The sequence below is a fragment of the Pseudomonas sp. 20P_3.2_Bac5 genome, assembly GCF_025466035.1.
Classification (GTDB): Bacteria; Pseudomonadota; Gammaproteobacteria; order Pseudomonadales; family Pseudomonadaceae; genus Aquipseudomonas.
Genome location: NZ_JANLOA010000101.1, coordinates 79517 through 94026, shown reverse-complemented (window position 1 = coordinate 94026; position 14510 = coordinate 79517). Strand labels below are relative to the sequence as shown.

16 protein-coding genes are annotated in these 14510 nt (G+C 63.7%); 7 read left to right on the top strand and 9 right to left on the bottom strand.

Annotation, left to right across the window (positions count from 1 at the left end; genetic code table 11):
• Window positions 1-2 precede the first annotated feature (2 nt).
• Window positions 3-338 (top strand): DUF2834 domain-containing protein, encoded by a 336-nt coding sequence (locus NTD88_RS18490; protein ID WP_262129655.1) that lies wholly within the window; start codon window positions 3-5, stop codon window positions 336-338.
• Here NTD88_RS18490 and NTD88_RS18485 read toward each other — a convergent pair.
• The gene (locus NTD88_RS18485) at window positions 286-879 is read right to left on the bottom strand and encodes a YcbK family protein (RefSeq protein ID WP_262129656.1); all 594 of its coding nucleotides are present in this window, start codon (window positions 877-879) and stop codon (window positions 286-288) included. The genes NTD88_RS18490 and NTD88_RS18485 overlap by 53 nt on opposite strands.
• 83 nt (window positions 880-962) lie before the next feature.
• On the opposite strand from NTD88_RS18485, the gene NTD88_RS18480 reads away from it, so the two are divergent.
• On the top strand, window positions 963-2114 hold the full coding sequence (locus NTD88_RS18480; protein ID WP_262154087.1) for a hypothetical protein: 1152 nt from the start codon (window positions 963-965) through the stop codon (window positions 2112-2114).
• A gap of 35 nt (window positions 2115-2149) precedes the next feature.
• Here the strand turns inward: NTD88_RS18480 and can are convergent, their stop codons facing one another.
• The 3 genes from can to NTD88_RS18465 all read right to left on the bottom strand — a co-directional run bounded on the left by can (window position 2150) and on the right by NTD88_RS18465 (window position 4099).
• Window positions 2150-2788 carry a carbonate dehydratase gene (can, locus tag NTD88_RS18475; RefSeq protein WP_095158703.1) on the bottom strand — a complete coding sequence of 213 codons (639 nt, stop codon included), beginning with the start codon at window positions 2786-2788 and terminating at the stop codon, window positions 2150-2152.
• Window positions 2789-2853: 65 nt separating this feature from the next.
• A complete protein-coding gene (rimI, locus tag NTD88_RS18470; RefSeq protein WP_095158704.1) occupies window positions 2854-3306 on the bottom strand; it encodes a ribosomal protein S18-alanine N-acetyltransferase in 453 nt (150 codons plus the stop codon).
• Complete coding sequence (locus NTD88_RS18465) at window positions 3299-4099, bottom strand: energy transducer TonB (RefSeq protein ID WP_262154121.1); 801 nt, start codon at window positions 4097-4099, stop codon at window positions 3299-3301. Before NTD88_RS18465 ends, rimI begins: the two co-directional genes overlap by 8 nt.
• A 176-nt stretch (window positions 4100-4275) precedes the next feature.
• On the opposite strand from NTD88_RS18465, the gene mksB reads away from it, so the two are divergent.
• Genes mksB through mksF form a run of 3 tightly spaced genes read left to right on the top strand, consistent with a single transcriptional unit; the run spans window position 4276 to window position 9072 of the window.
• Window positions 4276-5553 (top strand): Mks condensin complex protein MksB, encoded by a 1278-nt coding sequence (gene mksB / locus NTD88_RS18460; protein WP_095158705.1) that lies wholly within the window; start codon window positions 4276-4278, stop codon window positions 5551-5553.
• Entirely contained in the window at window positions 5543-6244 is a 702-nt protein-coding gene (mksE, locus tag NTD88_RS18455) for an Mks condensin complex protein MksE (RefSeq protein ID WP_095158706.1), read from the top strand. Before mksB ends, mksE begins: the two co-directional genes overlap by 11 nt.
• Window positions 6241-9072, top strand: coding sequence for an Mks condensin complex protein MksF (gene mksF / locus NTD88_RS18450; RefSeq protein WP_262154088.1), 2832 nt, complete (start codon window positions 6241-6243; stop codon window positions 9070-9072). The genes mksE and mksF overlap by 4 nt, the downstream gene beginning before the upstream one ends.
• Before the next feature lie 45 nt (window positions 9073-9117).
• Here mksF and NTD88_RS18445 read toward each other — a convergent pair whose 3' ends face one another.
• The 5 genes from NTD88_RS18445 to rplU all read right to left on the bottom strand — a co-directional run bounded on the left by NTD88_RS18445 (window position 9118) and on the right by rplU (window position 12822).
• Window positions 9118-9579, bottom strand: a complete 462-nt coding sequence (locus NTD88_RS18445; RefSeq protein ID WP_095158708.1) for a CreA family protein — start codon at window positions 9577-9579, stop codon at window positions 9118-9120.
• A 5-nt stretch (window positions 9580-9584) separates the two neighbouring features.
• On the bottom strand, window positions 9585-10703 hold the full coding sequence (gene proB / locus NTD88_RS18440) for a glutamate 5-kinase (RefSeq protein ID WP_095158709.1): 1119 nt from the start codon (window positions 10701-10703) through the stop codon (window positions 9585-9587).
• Window positions 10704-10796: 93 nt separating this feature from the next.
• Entirely contained in the window at window positions 10797-12020 is a 1224-nt protein-coding gene (gene cgtA / locus NTD88_RS18435) for an Obg family GTPase CgtA (RefSeq protein WP_262154090.1), read from the bottom strand.
• Between the two features lie 194 nt (window positions 12021-12214).
• Window positions 12215-12472, bottom strand: a complete 258-nt coding sequence (gene rpmA / locus NTD88_RS18430) for a 50S ribosomal protein L27 (RefSeq protein WP_010225698.1) — start codon at window positions 12470-12472, stop codon at window positions 12215-12217.
• A gap of 35 nt (window positions 12473-12507) precedes the next feature.
• Window positions 12508-12822: a 50S ribosomal protein L21 gene (gene rplU / locus NTD88_RS18425; RefSeq protein WP_009398990.1), complete on the bottom strand. Its 315-nt coding sequence runs from the start codon at window positions 12820-12822 to the stop codon at window positions 12508-12510.
• Between the two features lie 251 nt (window positions 12823-13073).
• Here rplU and NTD88_RS18420 point away from each other — a divergent pair, with 251 nt between their 5' ends.
• Window positions 13074-14042 (top strand): polyprenyl synthetase family protein, encoded by a 969-nt coding sequence (locus NTD88_RS18420; protein ID WP_095158711.1) that lies wholly within the window; start codon window positions 13074-13076, stop codon window positions 14040-14042.
• A 99-nt stretch (window positions 14043-14141) separates the two neighbouring features.
• The gene (locus tag NTD88_RS18415; RefSeq protein WP_110970966.1) at window positions 14142-14483 is read left to right on the top strand and encodes a zinc ribbon domain-containing protein YjdM; all 342 of its coding nucleotides are present in this window, start codon (window positions 14142-14144) and stop codon (window positions 14481-14483) included.
• Window positions 14484-14510: the final 27 nt, after the last annotated feature.

The window sequence follows — 14510 nt, the reverse complement described above, 5'->3', positions numbered from 1 at the left end:
CGATGAACAAGCCCTGGCTGGCCCTGGTCACCCTCCTCGCTTTCACCGGCTACACCCTCTACAGCATGAGCATCGCCGAACAATCCCTGCTGCAGTTCGGTCTGCAACTGATGTCCAGCCCCGACACCGCGCAGGTGGTGATCGACCTTTACATCATGGCCGGCCTCGCCTGCGCCTGGATGGTCCAGGATGCTCGGGCCAAAGGCCGCTCGCTGCTCAGCGTGCTGCCGTACTGCCTGCTGACCGCGGTGTTCGTGTCCATCGGCCCATTGCTGTATCTGGTGATCAACGGGTTTCGTCATTCGCCAGCCGCACACAGAACGACGAATCCGCACTAAAGTCGCCACCCCAGGTGCGATAGCCGGCGGTATCGATATGAATCCGCCCTGACGGATAACGCCCTAGGCCCATGTTCCAGACCTTGCCATAGCGCTGCCAGAAACGGCACAACGGTTGCGGGTCGCTGCCCTTGGCCAGCAGCAGATCGACGGCGAAGGCACGGGTGTGGGCACTGCCGACCGCGCCGCCGGCGCAGCGATTAAGTGCCGGGTCACGGTAGGCCGACACCACTTCATAGGGTCCGAGAATCCGTTCATCACTGAGCAGGTCCAGCAGCCGCAAGGTGCTGCGTACCTCCGGCCATTGCGCCACGGGCGGCACCGCAAAAGGCTCGGCGCGGCACTGGCGCCAGTCGCTGGCCGAGCGCAGCAACTGATACAGCGGCACCACGCCGTACAGTTGCGCATCCACCAGCATTTCGCGGAACGGCCGGGTCTGATGGTCCGCCGTCCATTGAGCGAACGACCAAAGATCGCGCTCATCCGCCTGTGCCGCGGTACTGATCAACAGGGCCGCGATCGCCTTTTTCCATCCGTTCATCCGCCCTCTTCCCATGGCCCCGGCAACTCCCCCAGTATGGCAATCCTCCCAATCGGAGGGAGGCATCTGACAAGGAGTTAAGCATGCACAAGATTGCACCGATCGCTCTGGGCCTGATCGCCCTCGCCGCAGCCAGCCAGGCAGCGGCCGACACCCGGGTGGAACTGGGCAGCCAGGAGCGCGTGACCCGGCTGTTCGCCTACCCCAATAACTGCAGCGTGATCTGCTTTCGCGACTGGACACTGGAAAAGACCGTCGAGCACTACCTGACCCAAAGCGTGCAGCGCGACGGCTACCCGGCCGCGACGGTGACGGTGCGGCGTGACAACGACAAACTGCATGCCGATATCAGCGGCGTCCCGGCGAACTACGGCAAACCGCTGACCGCCCTGCTCGACACTGGCGAACTGGCCTACAACGGCGCGAAAAAACTCAACACCGACGGCAAATGGGCCTACAACTGGTACCTGTTCCTGCCGCTGGGCATGGCTTTGGAAAACCGCCGCAGCATCGAGCTGCTGCACTTCCCGCCGGATTACTCGCTGACCCAGGCCCAGGACTACCTGCGTTCCAACACCACCGATCGCTGGGCCAGTCTGCTGACCTTCAACGGCATTCCCGCCACCGACACCCCGGCTTACCAGACCATCGTCGACATCGCCCCGATCGCCGCGCCGGCCAGCGCCGGCAAGGATCTTGAAGGCGTCTACGGCTACTTCCAGGACTATCAGGTGCGCATGGTCAAGGAAGTCACCCGCACCCAGAGCGGTGCCTCGCTGCCGATGGTGGCCTTCGGCTCGCCGGTGCGCACCTGGATCCAGCAGCAATACGGGCCGAGCCTGAAAGTGCTGGGCCTGGTGACCATCAGCCCGACGCCCGGACAGCAAGTGCCGGTGCTGGGCTCGAACCACCCGAGTGCGATCTGGTATGCGGCGGACCCGGCCAACAACGGTGGTGATCAGGACAAGGCCGATGCGGCGGGCCTGAAGATGATGGGCCAGGACCTCAGCGCTGCCTGCTGGCAGGCCGGCGTGGGCCGCAACCCGAAAGCCGACCCGCAAGCGACACTGAACGCCTGCACGCAAAAGTGGCAAGTGACCGCGAAGAAGCAGACCTGTGAATTGTTCTATCGGACCATTCGCGAGATGACGCCAGAGCAGGCGAGCGCGAAGTGCAATACCGGCGCGGTGACGCGCAAGCTGCGCGAACTGCAGAAGCCGGTCGAAGAAATCTGAAAGCCATCGGGGCTGCAAAGCAGCCCCGAAACACTCTATTCCTGCGGTCGCAACCGATACTGCGGCGGCAACTGGTCAAGTCCGCTGATGGTCACGTCCAGACTCTTCCAGCGACCATCCTTGATGCCATAGATGCAGCCATGTACCGACAACTCCTGGCCGCGATGCCAGGCGTTCTGGACGATGGTGGTATGGCCGACGTTGGCCACTTGCTGGATCACGTTCAGCTCGCACAGGCGGTCCACCTGTTCTTCCTCGGTGGGCAGCTTCGACAGCTCGACGCGGTGCTCGTAATACAGGTCGCGGATCGAACGCAGCCAGCCGTCGATCAGGCCGAACTGGCGGTCCTGCATCGACGCCCGCACACCGCCGCAACCGTAGTGGCCGGTCACCAGAATGTGCCGCACCTTGAGCACATCCACCGCGTACTGGATCACCGACAGGCAGTTCAGGTCGGTGTGCAGCACCACGTTGGCGACGTTGCGGTGGACGAACAGGTCGCCCGGCAGCATGCCGACGATCTCGTTGGCCGGAACCCGCGCATCCGAGCAGCCGATCCAGAGGAATTCAGGCGTCTGCTGATTCGCCAGCTTGGCGAAGAAATCAGGGTCCTTCCGGGTGATGCTGTCCGCCCAACGCGCGTTGTTATCGATCAGTTCTTGCAGGTCGTGCATGTTCAAGCCTCACGGAAAGGATGCCCTGTTATGACAGGCCGCGACCCGGGCGGGTCACGCGCCCTTTATTCGATGAGGGTGCAGGCCATCACCAGCGCATCTTCGCGGCCACCCGGCGCCGGGTAGTAATCGCGGCGCCGACCCACTTCGTTGAAACCATAGCGCTCGTACAAGCGGTAGGCCGACTGGTTGCTGGCGCGGACTTCAAGGAAGCACTCACGACCGTTCGACTCATAGGCGCGCTTCATCAATTGTTCCAGCAGCGCCAGGCCCAGACCGCGGCCCTGGCTCTCCGGCTTGACGGTGATGTTGAGCAGGTGCGCCTCGTCGATGATCACATTGATCACGCCATGGCCGACCTGTTGCTCGCCTTCGAACATCAACCAGACTTCGTAGCTTTTCAGCGCGTCGAGGAAGATCCCGCGGGTCCAGGGATGACTGAAGGCGGCGTATTCGATCTTCAGTACGCTATCCAGATCCGCCTCGGTCATCCGACGGAAGCTGAGGGTGTCACTCATTGTGCGGTTTCCAGCGCGCCATCAGCCGGCGCATGGCTTTCCAGACGTCCGCCTTGCGCGGCGGCTCGTCCATCATCAATTCAAGGGACGGCAGCCCCCAGGCAGTGCCCAGGCCTTGCACCGCCCATTCACGGGTATAGGACGTTTCGTCGCCTTCGCCGGCAAAGCGGATGGCCGGCAGGCCGATCAGCCACAGACAGGCGCACGGCACTTCTTCGAGCCGGGCCTGAATGAAGCCCTGGACGAAGTCCCGCGCAGCATCCGGGCCCTGGTCGAGACTGCCGCGCACCAGCAACGGCCAGCGCACCGGCTCGCCGACGATCTGCGGACTGTCGGGAAGGCCGGCGGCACGCAGCATGTCTTTGAGCAGCAGGTAGGACGGATCGCGACTCTGGAAGGCCTCGCCAGTCGCCAGTTCGACCAGCAGCAGGCAGTTACCGGCACGCAGCAACTGCAGGGCGAAACGCGGCGGCGGCTGGACCACGGCCTTGACCGGCGCGGGCGCTTCTTCCGCCGCCTCGACCGGCTTGGGCGCCGGCTTGGCGGTGACGCTCGGGCGGGGAATCTCGATCTTCGGCCGCTCTGCCGGCTTCACCACGGGCTTCACAACGGACTGGGCGACAGCGGCGGCTGCCCGGGCCGGCACTTCCGGCGGCAGTTCCTCGACCAGCGGCTCGAGCGGCAACAGCAGCTCCGGGCGCGACGGCGCGGCGAACGGCAGTTCGGTACGCGGCAGCCAGTGCACCACTTGCATGGCGTTCAGGTAAGCGCGGCGGCGGGACTCGGTCAGCAAGGAGGCGGCCATCTGTGGATAAGTCAGGGCGCACATTCTAACGCCGTTGCGCGCCGGGCGCCGCAGTCGATCGGCGGAAAAACGCCGGACACCCCCTGCAAACGATCAAGGGTGAAGCCAATCCCCCCCAATGCAGTACAATCGGCGCTTTTATTTGGCAGCGAGTCGAACCGCCAATGATCGAACCCAAGCGCGTCCTGCGCGCCCTGGCTGAACACTGGAACCTGTTGGAACCGCTGTGCGAGCGGTTCGACGGGGGTACCCTCAGTCTGGGCGAATTGCGCCAGCAACTGGCTGCCCAGCAGCTTGAAAGCACGGTCCAGGACATCACCAACCTGCTCGACGTGTGGATCCGCCTGGACATCCTCGTCCCGGTGGCAAAAAGCCCCAACCGCTTCGAGCTGAACGCCCAGATCCACGACTTCCTCGCCTACCTGCGCCGCGAACACCGCCTCGGCCTGTGCCTGGAAATCGAAGCCTACCTGCGCCACCTCGAGCGCCTGGCCGGGCATATCCAGGACGCCTTCGACATCCGCGACGGCCACGACCTGGCCCGCCAGTTGCGCCTGCTGGACATGCGCGTGCGCGATGTCCTGAAGAAGCTCGACAACGACGAGCAGGCCCTGGTCGGCGTGGCCGAACGGGCCAAGACCAGCGACCGCCAGATCCCCCTGCGCCAGCGCTACGCCGAGGTACTGGCTACCTGGGACGAGTACGTCGAGCCGATGATCCAGTTGGTCAACGCCGACGGCGCTTTCGAACAAGGCGTGCGCAAGGTCGAGACCGTGCTGCTGCGCCTGCTCAGCGAGCAGGCCCGGCTCGGGCAACTGGTGGACGACGACATGCTGCTGCGCACCCACGCGCGCATCCTCGAAATGCAGACCAGTGCCCAGTTGACCCTGCGCCACGCCCGCGAACTGCTGCTGCCGCTGCGCGAAGAAGCGCGCCGGCACAACGCCGTGACCCGCGGCGCGGCCCTGGCCCTGTCGGTGATCCGCCGCAAGGGCATCGACGCCGTGCCGCAGGCGGCCATGCCGCTGTTCACCCGGCCGCAGAGCACCTTTCTCGGCAGCGCCAGCCAGGTCGAGGCCTACGTCTACGCCCTGGCTCGCTTCGAACCGAAGCCGGCGCAGTTCCCCAAGGCGCACAAGAGCCACAAGGGCGAACCGACCCGCGCCCCGCGCACGGTCAAGGAAATGCTCGAACGCTGCGAAGACGCCCTGCCCCTGCCGGACCTGATGGTCTGGCTGCTGGAGCAGGAACCCGAAGGCGCCACCGACGAACTGCTCTATTGGTTCTCGCGCCTCTCGCGGGAAAAACGCTTCGCCCGCGAACGCCTCGACCGCCGTGACTACACCACCCGCGAACACCTGGTCAGCCTGCGCTCCTTCGCCCTGACATCCAGCCGCGAAACTTCGCCAGAGCCTACAGCGAGCCCTACCCATGCATCTTGATCTTTCCGAACTGTCCCAGCTCGCACCGATCTTCCGCGAGCTGTTCAAGGGCTTCCACATCAGCCGGCGCGACCCGGAGCTGTACACCCAACTGTCGAACTTCCAGGACCAGTACCGCGGCCTGTTCAAGGCGCTGGGCTACGAGCTGGTCTGCGACACCCGCGGCTTCTATTACTTCGTCCCCGAGCTGGCTGCCGCGCAGGTCAACAAGACCGCGCAGCGCCTGTCGCTGTTCACCTTCATCCTGGTGGAGCACCTGGCCGACCAGGGCCGCGACCCGATGTCGGTGCTCGACGGCGGCAGCCTCGGCCGCGACGAACTGCCCTCGCTGCTGGACAAGTACCGCGACCTGTTCCTCCAGGCCGAAGTGCAGACCCCCGACGAACTGGAAGAAAAGATCATGCGCCGCATGACCCAGCTCGGCTTCGCCCACGAAGAAAACGGCATCTACCGCTTCCTGCCGCCGATGCACCGCTTCCTCGATGTCTGCCTGTCGGTCCAGCAGGACCGCGACCTGGCCGCCAGCCTGCACAGCAACCTGCCGCTGCCCACGCCCGTGCTGGTGGAAGAAGAAAGCCCCGAACAACTCAACAGCACCGACGACCCGCTCGATCTGGCGCCGTTCGAAGAAAGCGAAGAAGACGCCCTGGCCCGGGCCATCGCCGAAGAGCAACAGGAGATTGACGCATGAGCCAGGAACGCTACGGCATCCGCCGCTTCGCATTGCTCAACACCGCCGGCTACAGCCTCGGCCTGTTCCCGCTGGAACACCCGCTGTCGGTCTACGGCGCGAACAACCTGGGCAAGAGTGCCTCGATCAACGCCCTGCAATTCCCGATTCTGGCGCGCATGTCGGACATGAGCTTCGGCAAATACAGCCTGGAGCAGTCGCGGCGCTTCTACTTTGCCAGCGACACCAGCTACATCCTCTGCGAAGTGAACCTGCCCCACGGCCCGCACGTGATTGGCGTGGTCGGCCGCGGCCCGGGCGGCGGCTTCGGCCACCAGTTCTTCGCCTACGCCGGCGAGCTGGACCTGGCCCACTACCAGCGCAACGACACCTGCCTGCGCCAGAAAGAGCTGTTCGCCAACCTCGAGCGCAATGGCCTGAAAGCCTACGAACTCAAGCCTGACGAACTGCGCCGGCTGCTGGTCGGCGGACACACCTCGATTCCGCTCGACCTGACCCTGATCCCGCTGCGCTCCACCAGCGAGCAGAGCCTGAAGACTTTCCGCGCACTGTTCATCAACCTGCTGCACATGCGCGAAATCACCGCCGCCAAGCTCAAGCAACTGTTCCTCGACGCCTTCGAGCACAGCCTGCGCTCCGGCAGCGTCGACTACATCGCTGCGTGCGAAGAAGCCTTCCGCGACGTACGCCGCATGGAGCAGGACTACAACTCGCTGGTCGCCGCCGGCCCGCTGGTCGAGGCCCTGGCCAACGGCGTGGCGCAGCGCGACATCCTGCGCGGCAAACTGCACCGCCTGTCGCCCCTGCTCGATTCGCTGCTGGGCACCTGGCAGGACTACTCCGGCGCCCGCAAGGAAGAACTGGTCATCCAGTCCGAACACTACCGTGGCGAGCAGGACGCACTGCAGAACGACCAGCGCAACGGCACCCAGGAACTGATGCGCCTGGAGCGTGAAATCAGCGGCATTCAGCGCTGGCTCGGCGAGCTGTCGGTGCTGAAGAACCGCTTTGCTCTGGTGGACGACGTCAAGGTGCTGGAACAGCAACTGCTGGCCGCCAAGGATGCCCACGACGAGCTGGCCGGCGCCCTGGCGCAGTCCCGCCAGTTCAGCGCCGAAGACCTCGAAGAGCGCCTGCGGGACCTGGAAAAACGCCTGAAGTCGGTGAAACAGCAACTCGATCACGCCGACAACAACAGCTACGCCCGCCTGCGCGAAGAGTTCTCGCAACAGGACGTCGAACGTCTGATGCGCCTGTTCAACGGCGCGCTGTTCAGCCTGCCGCTGGGCGAGCGCGGCATCGAGCTGGATGACAGCGACGTCTGGGTCAAGTCACTGGAAGCGGTACTGGACGGCTTCAAGGGCGAGCGCTTCGAAGTGCCTGGCCTGTCCATCGACCTGTCCCATATCGAGCCGCCGGCCCTGCAGGCCCTGGCCGACCGCGCCGCACTGCGCGACCAGAAGGAGCGCCTGGAAAAAGAACTCAAGCAGCTCAAGACCCAGCAGTCGGTGACCGCCGACCGCGCCGCGAGCAAGACCCAGACCGAAGCCCTGTACCAACAGGTGCTGGACGCGCAGAAAGCCCTCGAAGATTTCCGCCGCACCCAGACCCTGAGCGTCGAAGAAGGTGACAAGCTGGAACAACTGGCGCAACTGGAAGCCGCCCAGGACGAACTCAAGCGCTCCAGCGACGCCTTCACCGAACGCGTCCAGCAACTGTCCGCCAAACTGCAACTGGTCGGCCGGCAGATCGCCGATATGGAAGCCAAGCAGCGCACCCTCGACGACGCCCTGCGCCGCCGCCAACTGCTGCCGTCAGACCTGCCGTTCGGCACGCCGTTCATGGAGCCGGTGGACGACTCGATGGACAACCTGCTGCCGCTGCTCAACGACTATCAGGACAGTTGGCAGGGCCTGCTGCGGGTCGACAACCAGATCGAAGCGCTGTACGCCCAGGTCCGCCTCAAGGGCGTGGCCAAGTTCGACAGCGAAGACGACATGGAGCGCCGCCTGCAACTGCTGATCAACGCCTACGCGCACCGCACCGATGAAGCGCTGACCCTGGGCAAGGCACGCCGCGCCGCGGTCACCGACATCGCCCGGACCCTGCGCAACATCCGCAGCGACTACGACAGCCTCGAACACCAACTGGCGCTGTTCAACCGCGAGATCAACCGCCGCCAGGTGTCCAACCTGCAGAGCTTCCGCATCGTCCTCGCGCCGAACAAGGAAGCGCTCAAACACATCGACCAGATCATCCACAGCGCCGGCCAATACGAGGAAGGCGAGACCCTGTCGGTGTTCGACCTGAGCCAGAGTGCCGAGCAGGACAACAAGAACGAGGAAGCCAAGGAGTATCTGGCCCGCCTGGTTGCGGCGAACCACAACCAGCTTGGCCTCAAGGACCTATTCGAACTCGCGTTCGAGATCACCAAGGTCAACGGCCAGCCGGTCATCCACACCGACATCGACGGCGCCGCCTCCAACGGCACCACGATGACCATCAAGGCGCTGACCAACATGTACCTGTTGCTGCACCTGATGGACCGCGACCTCGCCGGCCGCGTGCGCCTGCCGTACTACCTCGATGAGGCTGCGGACATCGACGAACGCAACCAGGCCGCGCTGCTGGAAACGAGCCTGCAACTGGGCTTCGTCCCGATCCTGGCGAGCGTGAAGCCGCAGGTGTCGGCACACGTGGCGATCGATCTGGAAGGCGGTAGCGGGCCGAACGGCATCTACATCGACGAGTCGGACTGGAAGTACATCAGCCGGCTGGATGTGGTGAAGGCGGAGGTGCGGGAAGAGGCCGAAGAGGCGTCAGCCTGAAAATGATGTGGGGCCTTTACCGGCCCCACATATTTCAGAAAGCGATCACTGCGCCCAAGGCAAAATCGGAATCGCCGTCACCGCATTCTGCGGGCTGCCTTCGATCACGCGGTCGCTGTACACCAGGTACACCAGCGTGTTGCGCTTCTTGTCGAGGAAGCGCACCACCTGCATGGTCTTGAACACCAGCGAGGTGCGTTCCTTGAACACTTCCTCGCCATCCTTGAGCTGACCCTTGAAGTTGATCGGGCCGACCTGACGACAGGCGATCGACGCTTCCGCGCGGTCTTCCGCCAACCCCAGCCCGCCCTTCACGCCGCCAGTCTTGGCCCGCGACAGGTAGCACGTCACGCCTTCGACCTTGGGGTCGTCGAAGGCTTCGACGACGATCCGGTCATTCGGTCCGACCAGCTTGAACACGGTGGACACCTGGCCGATTTCTTCAGCCGATACCAGCGCCGGCAGGGCCAGCAACGCGGCGACAAACAGTCCCTTGATCACACTCATTTTCCTCACACCAGAATCAGGTTGTCGCGGTGCACCAGCTCCGGCTCGGCGCTATAGCCCAGCAGGCTCTCGATGGCATCCGACGGTTGGCCGATGATTTTCTGCGCCTCGAGGGCGCTGTAGTTGGCCAGACCGCGAGCCACTTCCAAGCCGTCCGGGCCGACACAAACCACCATCTCGCCACGGCGGAAGCTGCCTTGCACGGTCTTCACGCCCACTGGAAGCAAACTCTTGTTCGCTTCGCGCAGCGCTTGTACAGCGCCGGCATCCAGCACCAGAGTGCCGCGGGTTTGCAGGTGGCCCGCCAGCCACTGCTTGCGCGCCGCCAGCATGCCGCGCTCAGGCGACAGCAGCGTGCCGATGCGCTCGCCGGCCTTGAGGCGATCCAGCACGCGCTCCAGGCGCCCGCCGATGATGATGGTGTGGGCGCCGGAACGGGCCGCGAGGCGAGCTGCGCGCAGTTTGGTCTGCATGCCGCCACGGCCCAGCGCACCGCCGGTACCGCCAGCCACGGCATCGAGGCTCGGGTCGTCGGCACGGGCTTCGTAGATCAGCTTGGCATCGGGGTTGTTGCGCGGATCGGCATCGAACATGCCGTCGCGGTCGGTAAGGATCACCAGCAGGTCGGCTTCGACCAGGTTGGCCACCAGCGCGGCCAAGGTGTCGTTGTCGCCGAAGCGGATTTCGTCGGTGACCACCGTGTCGTTCTCGTTGATCACCGGCACCACGCCCAGCTCCACCAGGGTGCGCAGGGTGCTGCGGGCATTGAGGTAACGCTTGCGATCGGACAGGTCGTCGTGGGTCAGGAGAATCTGCGCGGTGTGCTTGCCGTGCTCGCCGAAGCTGGACTCCCAGGCCTGTACCAGGCCCATCTGGCCGATGGAGGCGGCCGCCTGCAACTCGTTCATCGCACTCGGTCGCTTGGTCCAGCCCAGACGGCTCATGCCGGCAGCCACGGCCCCGGAGGAGACCAGCACCAACTCGACGCCTGCTTCACGCAGGGCCACCATCTGCTCGACCCAGACACCCATGGCCGCGCGATCCAGGCCCTTGCCATCCGCCGTCAGCAGGGCACTGCCAATCTTCACGACCCAGCGCTGGGCACCTGTCACCTTGCTCCGCATCTTCTTCCAACCTATCGATCTGTGTGGATTCTGTAGATTTTTTAGATAACAAAACGCCGCTTGAAAAAGCGGCGTTCAGTGTACTGCAACGGATCAGTCGCGCACGTAAATGATTTCCGGACCGTCTTCGTCGTCCTCTTCGCCCCAGAAGTCATCGTCGTCGCTGACATCGTCCACGCTCTTGACGCCAGTACGGCGCAAGGTGCGGGCGTCGTCCAGGGCCTGCAACTGGGCGCGGGCTTCGTCTTCGATGCGCTGATCGAGGTCAGCCAGTTCCGCAGCGTAGGCCGGATCGTTAGCCTGGCGGTCGGCGCGGTCTTCAAGGTAGCGCATGAGGTCATGGCTGAGCTTTTCGGTGCCCTGGCGGGAGATCGCCGAGATCACGTAGACCGGGCCTTCCCACTGCAGGCGGTCGACCACTTCCTTGACCCGCTCATCGCGCTCGTCGTCAGGGATCATGTCCGACTTGTTCAGTACCAGCCAGCGCTCACGCTCGCCCAGCGACGGGCTGAAGCGCTCGAGTTCGTTGACGATGACTTCCGCGGCATCGGCCGGGCTGCTTTCGTCCAGCGGCGCCAGATCGACCAGGTGCAGCAGCACGCGGGTACGCGCCAAGTGCTTGAGGAAACGGATACCCAGGCCGGCACCGTCGGAAGCGCCTTCGATCAGGCCGGGGATGTCGGCGATGACGAAGCTCTTCCAGCGGTCGACGCTGACCACACCCAGGTTCGGCACCAGGGTGGTGAACGGGTAGTCGGCGACTTTCGGCTTGGCGGCCGAGACGGCGCGGATGAAGGTGCTCTTGCCGGCGTTTGGCAGGCCCAGCAGACCGACGTCGGCGAGGACTTTCATTTCCAGTTTCAGGTCACGCTGCTCACCCGGTTTACCCGGAGTGGTCTGGCGTGGCGCACGGTTGGTACTGGATTTGAAGCGGGTGTTGCCCAGACCGTGCCAGCCGCCCTGAACCACCATCAGCTTCTGCCCTGGCTTGACCAGGTCACCGATGATTTCCTGGGTAGCGGCGTCGATCACCGTGGTGCCGACCGGCACGCGCAGGACCAGATCATCGCCCTTCTTGCCGGTGCAGTCGGTGCTGCCGCCGTTCGAGCCGCGCTGGGCATCGAAATGACGGGTGTAACGGTAGTCGACCAGGGTGTTGAGGTTTTCGTCGGCAACCATGTAGACCGAACCGCCGTCGCCACCGTCACCGCCGTTGGGACCGCCGTTCTCGATGAATTTTTCGCGGCGGAAGCTCATGCAACCGTTACCGCCGTCACCGGCTTTGACCCGGATCGATACTTCGTCAACAAACTTCATAAAAACCGCCTCTCGTCAGTCGGACGAGTTGAATGACACAAAGACATAAGGCTCTTGCAAAAATGAGCGCGGCGGCCCCCGTCAACGACCGTAACAACCAGCGCCGGCAGCCCATACAAACAGCTTTGCAAGAGACTCACCCCAAAAACGAAAAAGCCCCGTCGCGAGACAGGGCTTTTCCAGCGATCGCACGATTACTCGGCGACAACGCTCACGTAACGACGACCGAAGGCGCCTTTTACTTCGAACTTGATCTTACCCGCGATCTTGGCGAACAGGGTGTGATCCTTGCCCATGCCAACGCCGTAGCCAGCGTGGAATTGGGTGCCGCGCTGACGGACGATGATGTTGCCAGGGATGATAGCCTGGCCGCCATACATCTTCACGCCAAGGCGTTTGGCTTCTGAGTCGCGACCGTTACGGGTACTACCACCAGCTTTTTTGTGTGCCATGAGTTCAATTCTCCTGAAGGGGGATTAGGCTGAAATTAAGCCTGAATACCGGTGATTTTGATCTCGGTGAACCACTGGCGGTGGCCCATACGCTTCATGTGGTGCTTACGGCGACGGAACTTGATGATGCGCACTTTGTCGTGACGACCTTGCGAGATCACTTCAGCAACAACCTTGGCACCAGCAACAACTGGAGCGCCGATGTTCACGTCGTCGCCATTGGCGACCAGCAGAACGCGGTCGAAAGTAACGGATTCGCCAGTAGCGACTTCCAGTTTTTCGATCTTCAGGTATTCACCTTCGGCGACTTTGTACTGCTTGCCACCGGTAACAATTACTGCGTAAGACATGGGTATTTCTCCAATAATCCTGCTCACCCAGCTCTTTATAGTAAGAATATTGGCTGGCATGGCTGCATAGGGCTGGAACGGCCCAGTGCAATTGCGTAAGGCAGGTGCTGCCCAGGAAGTTAGGGTGCGCGATTGTACGCAAGCCCATCCGGCCTTGCAAGTCCCGCCCCAGTGGCCCGGGCAGCGCGCCTTGACAGGCCGGGACCCGCAACCTAGCATGCCGCGCAACCTATATGGAGCACCTGTGGCCGATGCAACCCCAAGCTTTCTACCGCGCGGTAGCGGACGACTTCAGCGCCGTTGACGAGATCATCAAGAAACAGCTGACTTCTCGCGTCCCGCTGGTATCGAAAATCGGCGACTACATCACCTCGGCCGGCGGCAAGCGCCTGCGCCCTCTGCTGGTGCTGCTCTGCGGCAAGGCCCTGGGCCGCGAAGGCGACGACCTGCGCCTGCTGGCCGCCACCATCGAGTTCCTGCACACCGCCACCCTGCTGCATGACGACGTGGTCGACATGTCCGGCATGCGCCGTGGCCGCTCCACCGCCAACGCCCTCTGGGGCAACGCACCGAGCGTGCTGGTGGGCGACTTCCTCTATTCCCGCTCCTTCGAAATGATGGTCGAGCTGGGTTCGATGCCGGTCATGCAGATCCTCTCCAAGGCCACCCGCGTGATCGCCGAAGGCGAAGTGCTGCAACTGTCGCGGATCCGCGACGCCAGCACCACCGAAGAGATCTACATGGACGTCATCCGCGGCAAGACCGCGATGCTGTTCGAAGCCTCGACCCACAGCGCCGCCGCCCTGGCCGGCGCCAGCGAAGACCAGCGTGAAGCCCTGCGTACCTTCGGCGACCACCTGGGCGTGGCCTTCCAACTGGTCGACGATCTGCTCGACTACAAGGGCGACGCACAGGAACTAGGCAAGAACGTCGGCGACGACCTGGCCGAAGGCAAGCCAACCCTGCCGCTGATCTACACCATGCGTGAAGGCACCCCGGAACAGGCTGCCCTGGTTCGCCAGGCAATCCAGAAAGGCGGGATCGAGGACCTGGAGCGCATCCGCGACGCGGTCGACGCTGCCGGCGCTCTGGAGTACACCGCTCAACTGGCTCGCGAATACGTGGCGCGTGCCATCGCCTGCCTCGACGTCCTGCCGGCCAGCGAATACCGCGACGCGCTGGTCGAACTCAGCGAATTCGCCGTAGCCCGCACCCACTGATACCCCTCCCGGCCCGTCGTCCGACGGGCCCGATTTTCCTCTGCCAGGCAAAACCCTATACAATGTGGGCTTTCTGCACGCATGACCTGAGGAAACTTAGTGAGCACCTTGCCACCCTGCCCCAAATGCAATTCCGAATACACCTATGAAGACGGCGCTCAACTGATCTGCCCCGAGTGCGCCCACGAGTGGTCCGCCAGCGGCGATGCCGAAGCGGCCAACGACGATGTGGTGAAGAAGGACTCCGTCGGCAACGTCCTGCAGGACGGCGACACCATCACCGTGATCAAGGACCTGAAGGTCAAGGGCACCTCGCTGGTGGTCAAGGTCGGCACCAAGGTGAAGAACATCCGCCTGTGCGATGGCGATCACGACATCGATTGCAAGATCGACGGCATCGGTCCGATGAAGCTGAAATCGGAATTCGTGCGCAAGGTCTGACCCCCTGCAAATCCGGAGGCGCGCCGC